The organism is Nocardia sp. FBN12, assembly GCF_054031145.1.
Genome location: NZ_CM132926.1, coordinates 5686531 through 5707001, shown reverse-complemented (window position 1 = coordinate 5707001; position 20471 = coordinate 5686531). Strand labels below are relative to the sequence as shown.

Below are 20471 nucleotides of genomic sequence, written 5' to 3'. Positions count from 1 at the left end.
TGTGGGGTACATCCCTTCGGTAGTCGGCATGAATTCCCAGGTCGATTGCTTGTCAGTCGCTACTACCCATGGCTTTGCGCAGCAGCAATGGGAGTTGGGCCAAGCGCTCGGCGGTGAAGGTGGCGCGCGAATTGCGTTGCCACGACCGGTCGAACAGGTGCTTGGCGGCGGCCACCGCGTTGCGGTCGCGGGCGGTGATGCGGTCGGCGAGGGCGTGGGCGGCCTTCACCGGGTCGTCGGCGACGTCGGTGATCAGGCCGATCCGGAGGGCGTAATCGGTGTCGATCGCGTCGGCGGTCATCGCCAGCAGCATGGCCTGGTCGATGCCGATGAGCTGTGACAATGTGGCGGGGCCTGTCATATCGGGAATCAGGCCGTGGGCGGCTTCCATTACCGAGAATTCGGCGGTGGGGGTGGCGATCCGGAAGTCGGCGGCGAGGGCGATCTGGAGGCCGCCGCCGAAGCAACGGCCATGGATCGCGGCGATCACCGGGACGTCGAGGCGGCGCCAGGCCCAGCAGGCTTCCTGGAAGGTATTGGTGCCGCGTAAAGGACGCGGCAGGAATTCTTTGACGATAGCCACCGGATTGCGGGTGGCGGCTGCGATGTCGAGTCCGCTACTGAAACTCGGGCCGTTGCCGGTGATGATGACGGCGCGGGTTGTCTTGTGGTCGGCCACTTTTCGGGCGGCCTCCACGAGATCGCGGAGCATTTCCAAGGTGAGCCCGTTGTGTTTGCCGGGCCTGTTCAACTCGACGTAGGCGCGGTCGTTGTCGAAGCGGACGGTGATGTGGTCTCCCATGTCCCTATCTTACTCGTGAGTCAGTTTGAGTGGGTGGCCATGCGGACGAGGGTGCGGCATGATCCGAACGCGCGTCGTCTGGGCGCGCGAGGTATCGAGAGGACTCACCGAATGCGGATCTGTCTGATTGCCGCGGCACTGCTCGCACTGCCCGTGCTGTCGGCTTGCGGCAGTGGCGACGAAGCACCTGCGGTCACTCAGGCCGAGCTGTCGAAGTCGTTGCAGGACAAGGGGTTGAAGAACCCGGCGCTGGCCGACTGCGCGGCGCAGGTCTTCCTCGACTCTGGGATGTCGCAGGACGGGCTGCGGGTGATGGTGTCGAACGCGCAGTCCGACGATCCGGCGAAGCTGCTCAGCGAGGACGACTCGGCCAAGGTGGGCGCGGCGCAGTCGAAGATCGCGGCCGATTGCGTGCGTCTGGGGAGCTGACGCGTATCGATCGCGCCGATTCAAACCCTCGTCGGGGTCGGCTGCCGGTGTTGCACTGGAGAGGCCGACGACGAGGAGGAACCGCCGTGACCACGGAGAAGATCGCCGACCAGGTCTCGTTCGCCTACTGGGTGCCCAATGTCAGTGGCGGGCTGGTGACCAGCGATATCGAGCAGCGCACCAGCTGGGATTTCGACTACAACCGCAAGCTCGCCCAGACCGCGGAGCGCAATGGTTTCGACTACGCGCTCACCCAGGTGCGCTACACCGCTTCCTACGGCGCCGAGTTCCAGCACGAGTCGACCTCCTTCAGTCTCGCGCTGCTCGCCGCCACCGAGCGGCTCAAGGTGATCGCCGCGGTGCATCCGGGGCTGTGGCACCCGGCGGTGCTGGCCAAATTCGGCGCGACGGCCGACCATCTGTCCGGGGGCCGGTTCGCGATCAATGTGGTGTCGGGGTGGTTCGCCGGTGAGTTCAAGGCGCTGGGCGAGCCGTGGCTCGAACACGACGAGCGATACCGGCGCAGCGCCGAGTTCCTCGAGGTGATCCGCAAGATCTGGACCGAGGACGCGGTGAACTACGGCGGCGACTTCTACCGGATCCGCGACTTCACCTTGAAGCCGAAGCCACTCAACTCCCCTGAACGGCCGAATCCTGAACTGTTCCAAGGTGGTAACTCCACGGCGGCCCGGCGCAACGGTGGCCGCCATGCCGACTGGTACTTCTCCAACGGCAAGGACTTCGACGGCGTCACAGAGCAATTGGACGATCTGCGTGCTGTTGCCAGGGACAACGACCGCGAGGTGAAGTTCGGGCTCAATGGGTTCATCATCGCCCGCGATACCGAGAAGGAAGCGCGCGACACCCTGCGCGAGATCGTCGAGAAGGCGAACAAACCTGCGGTGCAAGGGTTCCGCGACGCGGTGCAGCAGGCGGGTGCGTCCACCGGTGATCGCAAGGGCATGTGGGCGGACTCCACGTTCGAGGATCTTGTGCAGTACAACGACGGATTCCGGACCGGGCTGATCGGCACGCCCGAGCAGATAGCCGAGCGGATCGTGGCCTACCGGGCGCTCGGCGTCGACCTGATCCTGGCCGGGTTCCTGCACTTCCAGGAAGAGGTCGAGTACTTCGGCGCGAAGGTGCTGCCGCTGGTCCGTGAGCTGGAGGCCGCCGCGACGCCGGTCGCGGCGGGGCGCTGATGACGGTGGTGACCGCCGAGCGGATTACCACGGCGGGTCAGGCGGTGCGGATCGCTGGTGAGTTGGCCGAGGTGTTCGCCGCGGGTGCCGCCGAGCGTGATTTCTCGCGTCGGCTGCCGCACGAAGAGCTGGATCAACTCTCGGCCAGTGGGTTGCTCGCGATCACGGTGCCCGCCGAGTTCGGCGGGGCCGATCTGCCGCCGAGTGTGGTCGCCGAGGTGGTGCGGATCCTGGCCGCGGCTGATCCGAATATCGCGCAGGTGCCGCACAGTCACTTCGTGTACCTGAACCTGTTGCGGCTGGCGGGAACTCGGGCGCAGCGGCAGGAGTATTTCGGCAAGGTGCTGGCGGGTGCGCGGATCGCCAACGCGCAGTCCGAGCGTGGTGGGGCGACGGTGGCTGAGATCTCCACGGTGCTGCGGCCGGTCGATGGTGCGGGCGCGGATGTGCCCGAGGCCGATGTGCAGCGCAATGGCATCGGCCTCGGGCTGGGCGCGCCGGGAGTCGACGGACCAGGTGCCGGCGTCGGCGAGCGAGGGCGCGGCGGCGAGTGGCGGATCGATGCCACGAGTGCGGGCGTCGGCGCCCGGCGGTTTGTGGTCGAGGGGACGAAGTTCTATTGCACGGGTTCGTTGTTCGCTGATCTGCTTGCGGTGTTGACCAGACTTGATGATCCGCAGGGTATTTCGGGGCTAGCGCCTGGTGAGTATGTGGCCTTCGTGCCAGCGCTGGATCCGGGTGTGCGGATCGTTGACGACTGGGATGCCCTGGGGCAACGGACAACTGGAAGTGGGACTGTCGAGTTCGACGGGGTGGCGGTCGGGCGTGAGCAGTTGGTCGCTCGGGCGGCGGCGGTCAACGCGCCGACCGGGTACGGGGCGTTCGCGCAGCTGCTGCATGCGGCGATCGATGCCGGGATCGCGCGCGGTGCGCTGGGGGCGGCTGCCGAGTTCGTGCGGACGCGCAGTCGGGCGTGGTTCGAGGCCGAGGTTGCGCACGCGGCTGACGATCCGCTGGTCGTGCAGCGGTTCGGGGAATTGGCTGTTGCCGTGGCGGCTGCTGAATCGACGCTGATCGTCGCGGGTGCGGCGGTGGATGCGGCGGTTCGGTCGGCGCCGACGAACGAGTCGCATCCGGCGGGATCCCTCGATGGCGATGGCGCGCGGGCGTCGATCGCGGTTGCGACGGCGAAGATCCTTGCTGACCGTGCTGCGAACGAGGTGTCCGCGGCGATATTCGAAGTGGGGGGCACTCGTAGCGCCGCGGCCGAACATCGGCTCGACCACTTCTGGCGCAACGCGCGCACCCACACGCTGCACGACCCGGTTCGCTGGAAATACCAGCACATCGGGCGGGCCGTCCTGCACAACCGACCGCCGCCGCTGCACGGCGTTATCTGAATCACCGAGCGAGACAAGGACATTCCATGACAGTGACGGTCGTCGTCGGAAACCCGAAACCCGCATCGCGCACCCTCGCCGCTGCCGTGCTGGTCGCACGGGCGCTGCGCCCCGACACCGAGCCCGCGGTGATCGACCTGGTCACCCTCGGGCCCGGCCTGCTCGGCTGGGGTGACCCGGCGGTGACTGCGGCGGCACGCACGGTCGCGGCGTCCGAGCTCGTCGTATTCGTCAGCCCGACCTTCAAGGCCACCTACACCGGTCTGCTGAAACTATTCCTCGAACAGTTCGACGGCGGTACCGGGCTTGCCGGTGTGTTGACCGTGCCGGTGATGCTCGGCGCGGGCCCGGCCCACGCCCTCGCGCCAGACCTGCTGCTCAAGCCCGTCCTGGTGGAAATCGGTGGCACCGCCGCGCTGCCCGGGCTCTATCTGTCCGACAAGACATTCGGCGAAGACGGCGTTATCGAGGAATACGCGCGGCGATGGGCGCCCGTCGTCGCGGCACTGACAGACCCGGCCGTAGCGCCGGTGGAGGGAACGAATCATGCATGAGCTCTTGGACTTTCCCGCAGACGGCAACGGTCTACGCCGCGCCTTCGCCAACTTCCCCAGCGGTGTCGTAGCCGTGTGCGCCGAAATCGACGGCATCCCACAAGGTTTGGCGGTGAGTACCTTCGTTCCCGTCTCCCTCGACCCCCCGCTCGTCTCGTTCTGCGTCCAGAACTCGTCATCGACCTGGCCGAAACTGGCAAGCGCCGGCCACCTCGGCCTGAGCCTGCTCGGCACCGACCAGCAGGCCGCGGCCAAGGCCCTCGGCGCCCGCAACGGCGACCGTTTCCGGGAAACCGCGCTGCATCGCGGAACCGGCGAAGCGGTGTTCATCGACGGCGCGACGGCCTGGATCGAAGGGGTGCCGGAAACGCAGGTCAGCGCCGGCGACCATCTAGTAGTGATCCTGCGCGTGAACCGCGTCGCCGCCCGCGAGGACATCGACCCGCTGGTCTTCCACGGCAGCAAGTTCCGCACCTTGCACGCGGGCTGAGTGCTACGTAACACCAAGCGTTTCACCAGATTTCGCCAAGGGATCTCGATAAATCTGTCACCGGGGACAGCATCTGTCTGTCCACTCCAGTGAACGGGGGAGATCCTGATGAGTTCATTCGTCGGTCGTGTAGGTGCGGTGTGTATCGCAGTCGCCGCAACGTTTCTGGTGTCCGCACCTGCCCATGCAAGCCCGGACTCGAATGCGTGCCTGACAGTCGCGAACCAGCTTCCCGACACTGTTGTCATCCACCTGGAGAATGCATTCCAGGACGAATGGTGGGAGGTGGCCCCTTTCACCACCACGATATTGACAGTGGACGACCAGGCGATTGCCTCCGACGATGGCTGGGTGGTGCGAACCCCGCCCCGTGGCACGTGGTACTTCGATTCCGCGCTGAACACCGCCTGGGGCTGTGACGGCTCCTGGGTGTTCACCACCTATTGACGCGGGCGAGGCCGACAGAAAAACAAAACCCCCAGGATGACCTGGGGGTTTTGTCGTTGAGCCGATGACGGGAATCGAACCCGCGCCATCTGCTTGGGAAGCAGAAGTTCTACCATTGAACTACATCGGCACTGCGCCGCTGGCGCTGTCGCGACTCTATCAGAACTCGTGCCGTGCGATGCAAGTGTTGCCGGGTTCGCGCTGGTAGCCGGGCGGTCGGGCGAGTTTCGGCGGTGGTTGTCGGTGCGGCGATCTAGAGTGCGGGCAGCGGGTTTCGCACATTTTTCGTCAGCGTTCGTCGTGCGGGATCCGGCCATGCCGTGTTCGTGCGGCGCAACTAGTTCTCCGGTTCGAAGTTCGGCTCGGTGGGATCGGGTCGATGGCCGGGATGACGAAGGGCTGACTGAATGAGGCGGGTTCTGTTCGTTTCGGTGATCGCGGCGCTGGGGGTGCTGGGGGCCGGTTGTTCGGATGATTCCGGGTCCGGGACCGAGACCACGTCGAAGACCACGTCCAGTACGACCACCGTGCAGCCGACCACCACCACCACGGTGGGGCAGGACGAAGGGCACGGGGAGCCGGGACACCAGCACATGAGCACAACGGCACCCGCGCCTGGGCCGAACATGATGTCGAATCCGAATGGGGACGGGAGCTGGGTGCCGTGTGAGGGCACCATCTGCACCAATCCGAACCACGGTGGCGGCGACAGCCCGAACACGACCGAGACCGCCGAGATGGGGACGCCGGTGCCGGCGACGGAGACCGGCGCAGTGCCGCCGACCGAGTAGCCCGAGGCGGCGAGGTGTGTTCGGCTCCAGCGGACGGATCGGTGTGTGCTCGAGGGTAGGGGGTCGCCCTACCTGGGGTGTCAGCTGCCTACACTGGGCCGGTGCTGCTCTCCGATCGTGACATCAGGGCCGAGATCGCCGCCGGGCGGCTCGGTGTCGAACCGATGCTCGAGTCGATGGTTCAGCCGTCGAGCATCGACGTGCGCCTCGACGGGCTGTTCCGGGTGTTCGACAACAGTCGCTATACCCATATCGATCCGGCGCAGCAGCAGGACGAGCTGACCAGCCTGGTCGAGCCGAAGCCTGGTGAGCCGTTCGTGTTGCATCCGGGGGAGTTCGTGCTCGGGTCGACGCTCGAGGTGTGCTCGCTGCCCGACGATCTGGCGGGGCGGCTGGAGGGCAAATCGAGTCTGGGGCGGCTCGGGCTGCTCACGCATTCGACGGCGGGGTTCATCGACCCGGGGTTCAGCGGGCACATCACCCTGGAACTGTCGAATGTGGCGAATCTGCCGATCACGCTGTGGCCGGGGATGAAGATCGGGCAGCTGTGCCTGATCCGGCTGTCGAGTCCGGCCGAGCACCCGTACGGCAGCGCCAAGGCCGGGTCGAAGTATCAGGGTCAGCGGGGGCCGACGCCGTCGCGGTCGTACCTCAACTTTCCCCTCTCGCCCGATTCGCTGAGCGCGGTCGAGACTCGCTGAGGGCCTGACGCCACCGCGATACTCAGCACCAGCGACAGCGCGGGCAGGGTGTCGCCACCGCCGGACGGTGGGCGCACCCAGTGACAGCCCTCGCGACTCCAGCGGCCCAGGTTCGTAGGCAGCATCACGGCGCTGCCGGTGCCGGGGATATCGATATCGAGCCCCGCGAGCTCGGCGGCCTCTTCCTCGGAGGGCCTGGCGTCGGGTACGGCGAGCACGCTCCAGCGGATCTGACGTGCCAGCACCGGACCCTCACAGCGTTGCTCGCGCAGCGCCGTGAGCACCTTCTCGGCGCGCGTGGTCGGAAGGTGCACCACGCAGAGCCGGTCGGTGATCGGCAGCATCACAAAGCCGCCGCGCTCGCGGACGGGTAGCCGGAATTCACGCTGGTAACACCGCACCCAGTCGTCGACAGTTCTGGCTTCCACGCTTCCAGAATCGCGCACGCGAGCGCGCGTGACCACTGCCCCGCACCGCCCTTTCACTGCCTCTGGCAACCGATTCCGCCAAGTTGTGGTGTGTCTCACTGTGACGCTCGTACTCTGGAGGGGAGTTGTCCGTCGGATGAGGTGACGCCGTGGTCGGGGAGTGGACAGGGAGAGAGGCCAGAGCTCTTCGCGATGCCAAACGAATGAGCATCCGGGAGTTCGCGGCTCACCTCGGTGTGCACGAACGGCTGGTGTCGAAGTGGGAGGCGGGCGGGGTGCGGGTTCGCCCGCGTCCGGTGAACCAGGCCGCGCTCGATACGTCACTGGCCCGTTCCGATGACGTTGTGCGCGCGCGATTCTCGACCCTGCTGGCGCCCGCGGGTGATGCCGACCTGCTCGCGTTCGTCGATGCGGGAACTGTCAAAGGTGCTGTGCCCGAGGTGTTGTCGGAGAGGGAGTTGATTATGGCGGCTGCGCACGAGGCCAGCGAACACGCGGCCGCCGCGGAGGGCACCAATGTGGGGGCAACGACGTTGGCCCAGCTCGACGCCGACGTCCGGCGTATCGCCAACGAATACGTCCATGCCGCACCGGCACCCATGATGGTGGAGATGCTGCGGGTGCGCAGGCGGGTGTATCGACTACTCGACGGGCAGCAGAAGCCCGTCGACACCAGCCACCTATACCTGCTGGCAGGGACGTTGTCGGGGCTGCTGGCCAACGCGAGTACCGACCTCGGCTATCTCGATGCCGCGGGCGAACAGATCAGGGCCGCTTGGGCTTACGCGGAACTGAGCGGGCACAACGGATTACGCGCGTGGACGCGCGGCATGCACGCGCTGATCGAGAACTGGTCCGACCGGCCGCGCAACGCCGTCCAATTAGCGCGCAGCGGGCAGGAATTCGCGGGGCCGGGACTCGGCCGGGTGCGGCTGCTCAACATCGAGGCCAGGGTGTGGGCGCGGCTCGGCAGCGACGTCGAGACCGACCGGTGCCTGCGCGCGGCCGAAGTGGCGGCCGGTGACCGCCGCGACGAACTGCACGACGAGATCGGCGGGGTGTTCGGTTTCGGCCCCCCCAAGGCCGCCTACTACGCGGGCGCCACCTGCATCCAGCTCGGCCGCGCCGAACAGGCACTCGCCGCCACCGAACGCGCCATCACCCTCTACTCGAGCGGCCCGCCGCTGCAACGTTCCTACGGCGCCGAATCGCTGGCCCGCGTCGACAACGCGGCCGCCCACCTCATCAACGGCAGCATCGACGGCGCCGCCGACGCCCTCCGCCCGGTCCTCGACCTCCCCGAGGACAAACGCATCGCCCAACTGAGCGAACGCCTCGTGGGCCTGCGCCGCCGCATCGCCGCCCCGACGTATCGCGACGCCGTCGAAGCGCGAGGCCTCGATGAGCGAATCGAGGAGTTCTGCGTCCAGTTCCCCCTCCCCGGGACTGCCAGCCGGACCTAGGCGCGGCATGCGTCGGCGACCGGCGGCGGGGGCGGGCATCGCGTCAGCTCGTTCCCGACGAGTCGCCCATGTTCGTGCGTGACCAGGCGTTGCGATAACTACCTACCGGTGGGCCAGGCGATAAATCGGCTTGCGGACAGTGGCACCATGGGGACCGTGAGTCCTCAACATCCGCACCTGCCCCCGCGCGTTCTCGAGCAGTCGACCAAACTGCAGAACGTGGTCTACGAGATCCGTGGGCCGGTTCACGCGCAGGCAGCACGTCTGGAGGCCGAGGGCCACCGCATTCTCAAGCTGAACATCGGCAACCCGGCCCCGTTCGGGTTCGAGGCGCCCGATGTGATCATGCGCGACATCATCGCCGCGCTGCCGTATGCCCAGGGGTATTCCGAGTCGAAGGGGATCCTGTCCGCCCGGCGCGCCATCGTCACCAGGTACGAGCTGGTTCCCGGGTTCCCCGAGCTCGATGTGGACGACGTCTACCTCGGCAACGGCGTGTCCGAGCTGATCACCGTCACCATGCAGGCCCTGCTCGACAACGGCGACGAGGTGCTGATCCCGGCCCCCGACTACCCGCTGTGGACAGCCATGACCAGCCTGGCCGGCGGTACCCCGGTGCACTACCTGTGCGACGAGGAGAACGGCTGGCAGCCCGATATCGCCGATATCGAATCGAAGATCACCGACAAGACCAAGGCCTTGCTGGTGATCAACCCGAACAATCCGACGGGTGCGGTGTACTCGGCGGAGGTGTTGCAGCAGATCGTCGACCTGGCGCGCAAGCATCGGTTGCTGCTGCTGGCCGACGAGATCTACGACAAGATCCTCTACGACGACGCCAAGCACATCTCGCTGGCCTCGCTCGCCCCCGACCTGCTGTGCCTGACGTTCAACGGCCTGTCGAAGGCGTACCGGGTGGCCGGGTACCGCGCGGGCTGGCTCGCGATCACCGGGCCGAAGGAACACGCGGCGGGCTTCCTGGAGGGCATCGACCTGCTCGCGTCGTCGCGGTTGTGCCCGAACGTGCCCGCGCAGCACGCCATCCAGGTGGCGCTCGGCGGGCATCAGAGCATCGAGGATCTGATCCTGCCCGGCGGGCGGCTGCTCGAGCAGCGCGACGTGGCGTGGGAGCGGCTCAACATGATCCCTGGTGTGTCGTGTGTGAAGCCGCGTGGCGCGCTGTACGCGTTCCCTCGATTGGATCCGAATGTGCACGAGATCCACGACGACGGGAAGCTCGTGCTCGATCTGCTGCTGCAGGAGAAGATCCTGATGGTGCAGGGGACCGGGTTCAACTGGCCCGCGAACGACCATCTGCGGATCGTGACGTTGCCGTGGGCGCGGGATCTGGCCGTGGCGATCGAACGGTTCGGCAATTTCCTCGCCGGTTACCGGCAGTAGAGTTACAGAGATAGCTCACCTGTCACGGCTCTGACCAGTGCGTTTCTGGGCTCTGGGCAGGATGGCCATCCTGGTATGGCAGGTAAAACAGACTGCGAGTTCGGAATGTTGGATGTTTTGAAGATCTACTAGTGCAAAAGTCCATCTTTTGTGTACAGTAGACCTCGGCGCTTCGGCGCCCTGGCCCGGTTGTCTACCCCCCCTGGACAACCGAGAGCCTCAGGTACGCGCGCCTACCCCCCTGGGCGCCTGCCTCCGGCGGCGGAGACACCCCCCTGCTCTCCGCCGCCCACAAACCCGCCTCCCCGGGTCCAGGTCTGACTTGGACCCGGGGAGGTTTTTTTGTGTGGCACCAGGCCACGCACGAACATGCCGCCGCCCGCCATGGCAGGGACCCACGCGCCAGAGCCTGGCCTGGATTCGCGGAGTGGCGGGCTGGTTCCTTTAAGCTTCGGGCCGTGAGCGAGCATCATCACCATCACGACCATTCCGGGCCTATCGCCATCAGTGACACGGCCGCCAAGGTCGTTGTCGGGCTGTTGGGGATCATCGGGGCGGTGGTGCTGGTCGCGACGGTGATTCTGTGGCCGAGTGCCCAGCACGTCGAGATTCCGTTGCCGATGCAGACCATGTCCGGCGGGGCGGTGCAGACCGAAGCCGGGACCGTGGTCATGCAGGACGTCGGGCCGTGTGGGAGTCCGTCGATGGGCAAGGCGTTCGCGCAGACACCGGAGCCGCCGAGGACCGCCGCCTACACGTGTCAGCGCAGCATCATCGATATTCGATCGGGGCCCGACGAGGGCAAGAAGACACTGTTCGAAATCGCGCCGGGCCCAGGACAGCCCGATCTGCGCGCGGGTGACGACATCCGGATGGTGCGGGCCGCCGACCCGGCGGGCATCACCCTGTACGGGTTCGAGGACTACTCGCGCGGACTGCCGTTGCTGTTGATCGTGCTGGCCTTCGTGGTGGTGATCTGTGTCGTCGCGCGGTGGCGGGGATTCCGGGCGCTGGTGGGGTTGTGCTTCGCCTTCGGGGTGGTGGTGATGTTCCTGTTGCCCGCGCTGCTCGACGGGAAGGCGGCGATCCCGGTGGCGCTGGTCTCAGGGGCGCTGATCCTCTACGTGGTGCTCTACCTAGCGCACGGGGTGAATCTGCGGACCAGTTCGGCGTTGCTCGGGACGCTCGCGTCGATGGTGGTGGCGGCGGTGCTGTCGTGGCTGGCGATCGAGGTCACCCATCTCACCGGCTTGTCCGAAGAGCAGAACACCAACGTGGCGACCTACATTCAGCACGTCAGCATCACCGGATTGCTGCTGGCGGGATTCATCATCGGCTCGCTCGGTGTGCTCAACGACGTGACCATCACGCAGGCTTCGGCGGCCTTCGAACTCGCCGCGCTCGATGAGGGCGCCACGCGACGTGAGATCTTCACCGCGGCCATGCGGGTCGGGCGCGACCACATCGCCAGTACGGTCTACACGCTCGTGCTCGCCTATGCCGGTGGGGCGCTGCCGCTTCTGCTGCTGTTCAGTGTGGCGGGGCGATCGATCACCGATGTGCTCACCGGGGACGCGGTCGCCATCGAGATCACGCGATCGGCGGTGGGTGGTATCGCGCTGGCGCTGTCGGTGCCGTTGACCACGGCGATCGCGGTGATGCTGGCGCGACCGTTCGGTTCGAAGCCTGCCGCGGTGGCACCTGCGCGGGCACGGCACGCTCGGAACTGAAACCTGTTCGGACGTCGGCGGTTACTGGCCGGCCGGCGGGAAGCCTGGCAGTACTACCGGCGGGAGGGTCGGCAGGACTACCGGGGGGAGGCCGGGCACCACGGTGAAGGTGTTGGGGCCCGGTGCGGGGGGCGCGGCGGTGGTTTCCTCGGCTCGGCGCGGGTTGGCCGGGGGCGCGGCGACCGTTTCGTGTTGGGCCTCGGTGGTCGCGGCGGGGGCCGTGGTCGGGCCGATCGCGCTCGGCCGGGGCGGGGTGGTCGCGGGGACGGCTTGCGAACCGTCGCTCGACGAACCGCGCTCGAGCACCTCGGGGCCGTAGCCGAGGCCGAGCCCGATCGCGGCGAGGACCACCAGCGAACTCACCGTCAGCACCGCCACGTTCAGTTCGCGGCGGGAATGGGAGCGGTTGGTGAGCGCGCTGAGCGGGCGGCGGCCGCGGGCGGGCGCGGTGAGCCAGGCGGGGGTCACGTCGTCGTGTTCGCCCATCGGGACCGGTGCCGCGGCGACCGGCGCCTGCTGGATCTGCGCGGGCCGGGCCAGCAGCGCCGCACCGCGGGCCAACGCCGTCTCCGGTTCGGCGGGCACGATCACCGGCACACCGATCGTGCGCTCCAGTACGCGCGCGATCAGCGGAATCCGGGCGCCACCACCGAGCACCAGCACCGCCTGCACCGGATGCTGCGCGCGGATGATCACATCGCGGGTCATCCGGGCCGACGACTCGATCGCCAGCATCATCAGCGATTCGAAATTCTCCTGCGTGAGCAGGACAAGGCCCTGTTCGCTGGGTAACGCCACCGCGTTGCTGTTCGACAGCTGCTCCTTGGCGGCCCGGCACAGCGCGTCGAGCGCGGCCAAGCCCGCCGGGTCGGCCGGATGCGCGATCCGGCCCGAGGCGATCTGCTGCTCCCGGATCAGCGAATCCAGGTAGTCGCCGCTGATATCGCTGATCCGCTCGCACTGGTACACATCGCTGGTGCGGGCGTTGATCACGCTCACCGTGAGACCCGAACTGCCCAGGTCGTAGACGGCCAGGGTGGACACCTCACGCATATCGCTGGTGGCATGGGCGAAGTGCACGGCGGCAACGGCTTCGGGGATGAGCTGGTAGTTCGTGAGCTGGCGTCGTGCCATCGCGGCGCGCACCGCCCTGGCCTGCGGCTCGCTACGGAACGTGATGGTGGTGGCGGCGATCTCCGGCGACGAGGCCAGGGTGGCGGCGATCGCGTCGGCGGCGGACTCCTCGGCCTGCTGTTCCGGCATCGAGATCGATTGCACCTCGAACGAATACGGCGGAACGGAACCGTGCGGGCCACCGTGCTGCGGACGCGCGAGGCGCACCGTCCCGGCCCCCACCGATATTCCCAGAACCGAACTCATCCGCTGCCCATCTCGTCCGTGCTGCACGACATGCGAAGGACTGCGATAATGCGGACCGAAATCCGCCCAGCCCCCGCTTGGATCGTTACTCTACGGGGTGCCGAGTCCGGCGTATACCCACCCGGCCGCACGCCAGGTTGCGCTGTCCAAGCAGTTGCGACCGTCGATGATCGAACGGGACCGTACCACCGGGGCGAGGTCGGCCGGAGTCAAGGCGGTGAATTCGTTCCACTCGGTAAGGACCAGCACCACATCGGCGCGATCACAGGCCTCCGAGACCGAGGTGGCGTAGTTCAAGGTGGGGAACACGCGGCGCGAATTCTCCACTGCCTTGGGGTCGTACACGGTGACGACGGCGCCGTGCAGCTGGATCATCCCCGCCACATTCAGCGCGGGTGAATCGCGAACATCGTCGGATTCGGGCTTGAAGGCCGCGCCGAGCACCGCCACGTTCGCGCCGAGCAGGGAACCGCCGCAGGCGCGGGCGGCCATGTCGACGACCTTGGTGCGGCGGCGCATGTTGATGTTGTCGACCTCACGCAGGAACGCCACGGCGTGATCGGCGCCGAGTTCCCCCGAGCGGGCCATGAAGGCGCGGATGTCCTTGGGTAAGCAGCCACCGCCGAAACCCAGACCGGCATTGAGGAATCGGCGGCCGATCCGGGCGTCGTAGCCGAGCGCGTCGGCCAGCATGGTCACGTCGGCGCCGGTGGCCTCGCACACCTCCGAGACGGCGTTGATGAACGAGATCTTCGTCGCCAGAAAGGCATTCGCCGAGACCTTCACCAATTCGGCGGTGGCCAGGTCGGTGAGCAGGAACGGGATCTCGGCGGCGAGGAGGTCGGCGTAGATCTCCCGGATGGTCTGCTCCACCCAGGCGCTGCGTTCGCGAGCGTGGTCGAGGCCGAGAACGAGGCGGTCGGGGCGCAGGGTGTCCTGGACGGCGAAGCCCTCGCGCAGGAACTCCGGGTTCCAGGCGACCTCGACCTCGACCTTCGCCTGCTCGCGAGCCCGGATACCAAGGGCCGCGGCGGTTCCCACCGGCACGGTGGACTTGCCGACGATCACCGCCGGGCGTTCCAGCATCGGGGCGAGCGTATCCACCACGGCGTGCACGTATTTCAGGTCGGCGCCGTATTCGCCCTTCTTCTGCGGTGTGCCGACGCCGAGGAAGTGGACATCGGCATGGGCCGCGGCGTCCTCGTAGTCCGTGGTGAACCGCAGGCGGCCGGCGGCGAGGTTGCGTTGCAGCACTTCCTCGAGCCCCGGTTCGTAGAACGGCACCACACCGTCGGCCAGTTTGGCCACCTTGCCGGGATCGACGTCCACCCCGACCACGTCGTGTCCCAACTCGGCCATACACGCTGCATGCGTGGCTCCGAGGTACCCCGTTCCGAAGACTGTGCATCGCATACTCCTGTTGGTAAGCGGTGCGCGTGGCTACGCCGCGTCAGCGAGGCAAGAGGGGACGCAACATCTGGTGTACAGGGGGAAACGTGCGGTGGGGTGGTTGTCGGGTAGGTGCTCTACCTGCGGTGATGTGTTCGGTGGACGGTGCACGGTTCGGATCGTCGGCCTGCATTTCCGGCGGGCCTCACTAGCATTCGGGGATGCGCCGGATCATGTTCGCCACGGGTGGGTTGCTGGTCGTGGTGTTGATCGCGGCGGTCGCGCTGTGGCCGGTCTACGTGCGGCCGCGCACGGACACGGCGCAGGTGGCGGATGCGATCCTGGTCCTCGGGGGTGCCCACGACGGGCGTGAACAGCTCGGGCTGCGATTGGCGGCGCAAGGGTACGCGCCGCGGGTGCTAGTCTCCAACCCCTACGAGCGCAGCCCGATGGTGAATCGGATCTGCCACGGGGGCTACAGCTTCGAGGTCATCTGCTTCGATCCATCGCCCCGCACGACTCTCGGTGAGGGGCGGGAGCTGGGTCGGCTCGGTGGTGATTGGGACCGCGTCATCGTGGTCACCTTCACCCCGCACGTCTCCCGCGCCCGGTACATCCTCGGGAAATGCTGGGGCGGTGAGTTGCTGTTCGTCGACCCCGAACCCCAGCTGTCGCCCGCGCGCTGGGCGTGGGACTACGCCTATCAGTCGGCAGGTTTCGTGAAGGCTTGGTTCGCCGACTGCTGATCGGGTCGCCGTCGAACGAGTGCGGCCCCGCTCCGAAAAGGGGCAGGGCCGCACGCATGAGAAACCGTTGGGGCCTGAGCCCTTGTGGCGATTTACTTCGGCTTGTCAGCCCACACGGTGGTGCCGTCCGGAGCCTGCAGCACCTGCAGCAGCTCCCAGCCGGTGACGGCCATGGTCGGGCCACCGATGGCGATCATGCCCACGATGCCGCCGACAGCGGCACCGACGGTCAGACCCGGGATGCAACCGACGGGGATGGTGACGACGCAACCGATCAGCGCGCCGACCGCGGTGCCGACGAACGTGCCGATGGCGGTGCCGATGCTGAACTTGCTGGAGAAGTCGTTGATCGCCTTCTGGTTCTCCTGCGCCGACGCGATGTCCTTCAGGACCGGCTTCGGGCTGACAACCTGCTGGCCGATGTTCACGCCCGTCGGCTTCTCCGGGGTGAGCTCCAGAACGGTGGAGTCCTTGACGACCTCGGACTTGGTCGGGATCTCCGCGCCGCCGATCGAGAAGGCGATCGGCAGGGCGATCACGACCGCGCCGCTGGTGTCCTTGATCTCGGCGACCTTGGTCTTGGGAGCTTCGGGGGTCTCGCCATCCTGCTCGACAATCGAGAAGGTGCCGTTCTTCACGGTGGCGACAACAGTCTTGTCGACCAGCTTGACCGAGTACTTGATGTCCTGCGGCGCCTCTTCGGCATGAGCGGTGCCCATGGCCACGGTCATCGCCCCGATAACCAGTGCAGCAGCCGCAGTGGTCCTACGGAAGTTCATTCAGGTTCCATTCATCAGGTTGTGGTGCGGCGTGCGATCGAGCGACACGCGAGACTCGTCAAGCAGGGCATCCCTATGAGATGTCCCCTACTTCTCCCCGAGCAGTGTGAAGACCGGCACAGCATGCAGAACAGCTGGAGCCTAATGGACCGAATCCTCCGTGGCCACACCGAATTTCGGGGGGCCTAGTAAGCCTGACCTTAGCTTCATCGCAGTTCACGGACGGTTTACGGTGTTCAGCAGGTGCTACGGGAACCCCGCAGCAAACACTTTTGTGATATTGCTCACAGGCAAACCGCAGGTCAAGTCCCAGTAAACAAGGTCAGAGCGCAAATGCCGATACTACGGTGGACAGCAGTAGTTACTGGCCGGTAACTTAGTGGCAGTTACGATACGAGCAATCGAGTGAGGTCTCCTCGCTCAGACCCTCGTGTTGCCTCGAAAGAAAGGTCGCGACATGAATGCCCTGACTATCACGTTGGGCACGATTGGAGCTGTGCTCAGCCTGTTCTGTTGGGCGTCGTTTATCGGCGGCGCATGGAACATCGGCAAGGCCATCACCATCGGCCAGTCAGCTCCCGATCGTTGGCGACCGTTCTTCCCACGGTTCAAGAACATGTTCGTCGAGGTCGCGGCCCACACGCGGATGAACAAGTTCCGCACTGTCGGCTGGGCGCACTGGCTGGTCATGACCGGCTTCATCCTGGGTGCGATCCTGTGGTTCGAGGCCTACGGCCAGACCTTCGACGGTTCGTTCCACTGGCCGATCATCGGCAACTTGGCGATCTACCACCTGGTCGACGAGATCCTCGGCATCGGCACCGTGGTCGGTATCGGCACGCTGATCATCATCCGTCAGCTGAACCACCCGCGGATCCCCGAACGCCTGTCGCGGTTCAGCGGCTCCAAGATGGCCCCCGCCTATGTGATCGAGACGATCGTCCTGCTCGAGGGCCTCGGCATGATCATGGTCAAGGCAGGCAAGATCGCGACCTACGGGAACGGCCACCTCTCGACCGACTTCTTCACGATGCAGATCGCGAAGCTGCTGCCCGCGAGCCCGACCATGGTGTCGATCTTCGCGTTCGTCAAGCTGATGTCGGGCATGGCCTTCCTGTACCTGGTCGGCCGCAACATCACCTGGGGCGTCGCCTGGCACCGCTTCTCGGCCTTCTTCAACATCTACTTCAAGCGCGAGGCCGACGGCAGCGTCGCGCTCGGCGCGGCCAAGCCGATGATGTCGGACGGCAAGGTTCTCGACATGGAGAACGTCGACCCCGATGTCGACAATCTCGGTGCGGGCCGCATGGAGGACTTCTCCTGGAAGGGCTGGCTCGACTTCACCACCTGCACCGAGTGCGGTCGCTGCCAGTCGCAGTGCCCCGCCTGGAACACCGGTAAGCCGCTCTCGCCGAAGCTGCTGATCATGTCGCTGCGCGACCACGGTTACGCCGCCGCCCCGTACCTGCTGGCCGGTGGCCGCAAGGACGCCGGAGGCGACGAGATCGGCCTGGTCGACGCCGATGGCAAGCCCGACGAGGCCGCACTGGCCAAGATCCCCGAGGCCGCCCGCGCCGAGGCCGATCGTCCGCTGGTCGGTGGCGAGGATGTCCACGGCATCATCGACCCCGAAGTGCTGTGGAGCTGCACCACCTGTGGTGCGTGCGTCGAGCAGTGCCCGGTCGATATCGAGCACGTCGACCACATCATCGACATGCGCCGCTACCAGGTGCTGATCGAGTCGGAGTTCCCGTCCGAGCTGGCTGGTCTGTTCAAGAACCTGGAGAACAAGGGCAACCCGTGGGGTCAGAACTCCAAGGACCGCCTGAACTGGATCAAGGAAGTCGACTTCGACATCCCGGTCTTCGGTAAGGACGCCGACAGCTTCGACGGCTACGAGTACCTGTTCTGGGTCGGTTGCGCCGGTGCCTACGAGGACCGTGCGAAGAAGACCACCAAGGCCGTAGCCGAGCTGCTCGCGACCGCGGGTACCAAGTTCATGGTGCTCGGCGCCGAGGAAACCTGCACCGGTGACTCCGCTCGCCGTGCGGGTAACGAGTTCCTGTTCCAGCAGCTGGCACTGCAGAACATCGAGGTCATCAACTCGGTGTTCGAGGGTGTCGAGCAGTCGAAGAAGAAGATCGTCGTCACCTGTGCGCACTGCTTCAACGCGCTCAACAACGAGTACCCGCAGGTCGGTGGCAACTACGAGGTCGTGCACCACACCCAGCTGCTGAACCGTCTCGTGCGCCAGAAGCAGCTGGTCCCGGTCTCGCAGGTCTCGCAGCAGATCACCTACCACGACCCCTGCTACCTGGGTCGGCACAACAAGATCTACAACGCACCGCGTGAGCTGATGGAAGCCTCGGGCTCGACCCTGGTCGAAATGCCCCGGCACGGCGAACGTTCCATGTGCTGTGGTGCCGGTGGCGCTCGCATGTGGATGGAAGAGCAGCTCGGCAAGCGCATCAACGTCGATCGGGTCGACGAGGCGTTGTCGACGAATCCGACCAAGATCGCGACCGGTTGCCCGTTCTGCCGCGTCATGCTCAACGACGGTGTGACCGCGCGGCAGGAACAGGGTCAGGGTGAGGGTGTCGAGGTCGTCGACGTCTCGCAGCTGATGCTGGATTCGATCACTCGCATCGATTCCGCCGCACTGTCGGCCAATCTGCTCGTCGTCCAGGAGCCGAAGGCCGAACCTGAGCCTGAGCCCGAGCCGGAACCGGTGGTCGCCGAGGTTGCCACCGAAGCCGCTCCGAAGGCTGCCCCCGCTGGTGGTGGCCTCGGCATGAAGGGGGCCGCGAAGGCCCCCGGTGGCGGTCTGGGCATGAAGGGCGCCGCGAAGGCACCCGGTGGCGGTCTCGGCATGAAGGGCGCTGCCAAGGCGCCCGGCGCGAAGGCCGAAGCTGCCCCTGCGGCCGAAGCAGCCGCGCCCGCCAAGGGTCTTGGCATGAAGGGTGGAGCCAAAGCTCCTGGCGGTGGTCTGGGCATGAAGGGTGGCGCGAAGGCTCCCGGTGCGAAGGCGCCTGCGGCCGAAGCGGCCCCGGCTACCGAAACCGCAGCCCCCGCGGCTCCGGTCAAGGGGCTGGGTATGAAAGGCGGAGCGAAGGCTCCTGGCGGCCTCGGTATGAAGGGCGGCATCAAGGCCCCCGGTGCCAAGGCCCCCGCCGCAGCTCCGGCTGAGGCAGCTCCCGCGACTTCCGCGGCAGCTGCCGAAGCCCCTGCTGAAGCCAAGCCGTCGGTGCCTGCCAAGGGTCTGGCTATGAAGTCCGGTCTGAAGCGACCGGCCGCCAAGGCTCCCGGCTCTACGGCTGCAGCGCCCGCGGCACCGGCAGCTCCGGCGGCCGAAGCCACCGCGACCCCGGAGGCTTCGGCTCCCGCTGAAGCTAAGCCGTCGGTGCCTGCCAAGGGTCTGGCCATGAAGTCGGGTCTGAAGCGGCCCGGGCCGAAGGCTCCCGGCACCGCTGCGGCTCCCGCTGCAGCTGCGGCTCCCGCTGCCCCGGCGGAATCCCCGGCTCCGGCCGAACCGGAAGCCCCCGCGGCCGAACCGGAAGCGCCCGTGGCGGAACCGGCCACCCAGGCCGAGGCCAGCAATGGCAACGGCACAACTGTGGCGCCGCCGACCGCTAAGCCGGGTGGTCTCGGGTTCAAGTCCGGTGCGAAGTCTCCGGGTCGTAAGAGCTGACGACTGACACCCAGTGAGGCGCGGATTCTCCGGAATCCGCGCCTCACTTGTTTCTGCGTATGTGCTCGGGTGACAACGGTGTTGGTGGGGGGTCATGGGGGTGTGGATGGTTCTGTGGACCCTTGTTCGGTAGTCCCAGGCAGGTTTGACGCTGTGTTTATTGGAGCGCTGGCGCGCTCGAGTCGCGGCCCTGAGGGGCCGCCGGTTAGGCGCCGTTGCTTGCTCCTTCGTCGCCTACGCAACGGCGCCTAACCGGCGACCCGGCCGCGACCGGCCACTTCGTGGCCGTCCCTCCCTAAGGGTCGGGAGTGCGGTGGCTGGGTTGGGAGGGTTGTGGAAGACGGGGACAGGCTGGGGTGCACGGTGTGGTCGGGAGTCCGGTAGGGCTGCGGTCTTCGGGGTGCACGGTGTGGTTGGGAGTCCGGTAGGGCTGCGGTCTTCGGGGTGCACGGTGTCGCCGGAAGTCCGGTAGGGCTGCGGTCTTCGGGGTGCACGGTGTCGCCGGAAGTCCGGTAGGGCTGCGGTCTTCGGGGTGCACGGTGTCGCCGGAAGTCCGGTAGGGCTGCGGTCTTCGGGGTGCACGGTGTCGCCGGAAGTCCGGTAGCGCTGCGGGTCTTCGGGGTGCACGGTGTGGTCGGGAGTCCGGTAGCG

Annotated in this window: 18 protein-coding genes and 1 tRNA gene; 13 read left to right on the top strand and 6 right to left on the bottom strand. The window is 66.7% G+C overall.

Annotated features, from left to right (window positions below; all coding sequences use genetic code 11):
- Positions 1 to 52 precede the first annotated feature (52 nt).
- Complete coding sequence (locus tag ACWZHB_RS26945; RefSeq protein WP_427904582.1) at positions 53 to 802, bottom strand: crotonase/enoyl-CoA hydratase family protein; 750 nt, start codon at positions 800 to 802, stop codon at positions 53 to 55.
- Positions 803 to 913: 111 nt separating this feature from the next.
- Between ACWZHB_RS26945 and ACWZHB_RS26940 the strand changes: the two genes are divergently transcribed.
- The 6 genes from ACWZHB_RS26940 to ACWZHB_RS26915 all read left to right on the top strand — a co-directional run bounded on the left by ACWZHB_RS26940 (position 914) and on the right by ACWZHB_RS26915 (position 5324).
- Complete coding sequence (locus ACWZHB_RS26940) at positions 914 to 1231, top strand: hypothetical protein (RefSeq protein ID WP_427904581.1); 318 nt, start codon at positions 914 to 916, stop codon at positions 1229 to 1231.
- An 86-nt stretch (positions 1232 to 1317) separates the two neighbouring features.
- Positions 1318 to 2433, top strand: a complete 1116-nt coding sequence (gene sfnG, locus ACWZHB_RS26935) for a dimethylsulfone monooxygenase SfnG (RefSeq protein ID WP_427904580.1) — start codon at positions 1318 to 1320, stop codon at positions 2431 to 2433.
- Entirely contained in the window at positions 2433 to 3833 is a 1401-nt protein-coding gene (locus tag ACWZHB_RS26930; protein ID WP_427904579.1) for an acyl-CoA dehydrogenase family protein, read from the top strand. Before sfnG ends, ACWZHB_RS26930 begins: the two co-directional genes overlap by 1 nt.
- A 26-nt stretch (positions 3834 to 3859) precedes the next feature.
- Positions 3860 to 4387 carry an NADPH-dependent FMN reductase gene (locus ACWZHB_RS26925; RefSeq protein ID WP_427904578.1) on the top strand — a complete coding sequence of 176 codons (528 nt, stop codon included), beginning with the start codon at positions 3860 to 3862 and terminating at the stop codon, positions 4385 to 4387.
- On the top strand, positions 4380 to 4877 hold the full coding sequence (locus ACWZHB_RS26920; protein WP_427904577.1) for a flavin reductase family protein: 498 nt from the start codon (positions 4380 to 4382) through the stop codon (positions 4875 to 4877). The genes ACWZHB_RS26925 and ACWZHB_RS26920 overlap by 8 nt, the downstream gene beginning before the upstream one ends.
- Before the next feature lie 108 nt (positions 4878 to 4985).
- Complete coding sequence (locus ACWZHB_RS26915; RefSeq protein ID WP_427904576.1) at positions 4986 to 5324, top strand: hypothetical protein; 339 nt, start codon at positions 4986 to 4988, stop codon at positions 5322 to 5324.
- A 59-nt stretch (positions 5325 to 5383) separates the two neighbouring features.
- On the opposite strand, the gene ACWZHB_RS26910 is transcribed toward ACWZHB_RS26915, so the two are convergent.
- Positions 5384 to 5454, bottom strand: a tRNA-Gly gene (locus ACWZHB_RS26910).
- 277 nt (positions 5455 to 5731) lie between these two features.
- On the opposite strand from ACWZHB_RS26910, the gene ACWZHB_RS26905 reads away from it, so the two are divergent.
- Positions 5732 to 6115, top strand: a complete 384-nt coding sequence (locus ACWZHB_RS26905; RefSeq protein WP_427904575.1) for a hypothetical protein — start codon at positions 5732 to 5734, stop codon at positions 6113 to 6115.
- Positions 6116 to 6216: 101 nt separating this feature from the next.
- The gene (dcd, locus tag ACWZHB_RS26900; protein WP_067455312.1) at positions 6217 to 6816 is read left to right on the top strand and encodes a dCTP deaminase; all 600 of its coding nucleotides are present in this window, start codon (positions 6217 to 6219) and stop codon (positions 6814 to 6816) included.
- Here dcd and ACWZHB_RS26895 read toward each other — a convergent pair.
- The gene (locus ACWZHB_RS26895; RefSeq protein WP_427904574.1) at positions 6735 to 7244 is read right to left on the bottom strand and encodes a hypothetical protein; all 510 of its coding nucleotides are present in this window, start codon (positions 7242 to 7244) and stop codon (positions 6735 to 6737) included. The two genes, dcd and ACWZHB_RS26895, sit on opposite strands and share 82 nt — an antisense overlap.
- Positions 7245 to 7447: 203 nt before the next feature.
- Between ACWZHB_RS26895 and ACWZHB_RS26890 the strand changes: the two genes are divergently transcribed.
- The 3 genes from ACWZHB_RS26890 (at position 7448) to ACWZHB_RS26880 (ending at position 11838) form a co-directional block, all read left to right on the top strand.
- Positions 7448 to 8707 carry a helix-turn-helix domain-containing protein gene (locus tag ACWZHB_RS26890; protein WP_427904573.1) on the top strand — a complete coding sequence of 420 codons (1260 nt, stop codon included), beginning with the start codon at positions 7448 to 7450 and terminating at the stop codon, positions 8705 to 8707.
- Positions 8708 to 8854: 147 nt separating this feature from the next.
- Positions 8855 to 10108 (top strand): pyridoxal phosphate-dependent aminotransferase, encoded by a 1254-nt coding sequence (locus ACWZHB_RS26885; RefSeq protein WP_427904572.1) that lies wholly within the window; start codon positions 8855 to 8857, stop codon positions 10106 to 10108.
- 458 nt (positions 10109 to 10566) lie between these two features.
- Positions 10567 to 11838 (top strand): YibE/F family protein, encoded by a 1272-nt coding sequence (locus ACWZHB_RS26880; RefSeq protein WP_427904571.1) that lies wholly within the window; start codon positions 10567 to 10569, stop codon positions 11836 to 11838.
- Positions 11839 to 11859: 21 nt separating this feature from the next.
- On the opposite strand, the gene ACWZHB_RS26875 is transcribed toward ACWZHB_RS26880, so the two are convergent.
- Positions 11860 to 13218 (bottom strand): Hsp70 family protein, encoded by a 1359-nt coding sequence (locus ACWZHB_RS26875; protein ID WP_427904570.1) that lies wholly within the window; start codon positions 13216 to 13218, stop codon positions 11860 to 11862.
- A 90-nt stretch (positions 13219 to 13308) separates the two neighbouring features.
- Positions 13309 to 14631 carry a UDP-glucose dehydrogenase family protein gene (locus ACWZHB_RS26870; protein WP_427904569.1) on the bottom strand — a complete coding sequence of 441 codons (1323 nt, stop codon included), beginning with the start codon at positions 14629 to 14631 and terminating at the stop codon, positions 13309 to 13311.
- A gap of 197 nt (positions 14632 to 14828) precedes the next feature.
- Here ACWZHB_RS26870 and ACWZHB_RS26865 point away from each other — a divergent pair, with 197 nt between their 5' ends.
- Positions 14829 to 15353, top strand: coding sequence for a YdcF family protein (locus tag ACWZHB_RS26865; RefSeq protein ID WP_427904568.1), 525 nt, complete (start codon positions 14829 to 14831; stop codon positions 15351 to 15353).
- Between the two features lie 92 nt (positions 15354 to 15445).
- Here ACWZHB_RS26865 and ACWZHB_RS26860 read toward each other — a convergent pair whose 3' ends face one another.
- Positions 15446 to 16132: a hypothetical protein gene (locus ACWZHB_RS26860; protein ID WP_427904567.1), complete on the bottom strand. Its 687-nt coding sequence runs from the start codon at positions 16130 to 16132 to the stop codon at positions 15446 to 15448.
- Positions 16133 to 16589: 457 nt separating this feature from the next.
- On the opposite strand from ACWZHB_RS26860, the gene ACWZHB_RS26855 reads away from it, so the two are divergent.
- Positions 16590 to 19820: a (Fe-S)-binding protein gene (locus ACWZHB_RS26855; protein ID WP_427904566.1), complete on the top strand. Its 3231-nt coding sequence runs from the start codon at positions 16590 to 16592 to the stop codon at positions 19818 to 19820.
- Positions 19821 to 20471 lie beyond the last annotated feature (651 nt).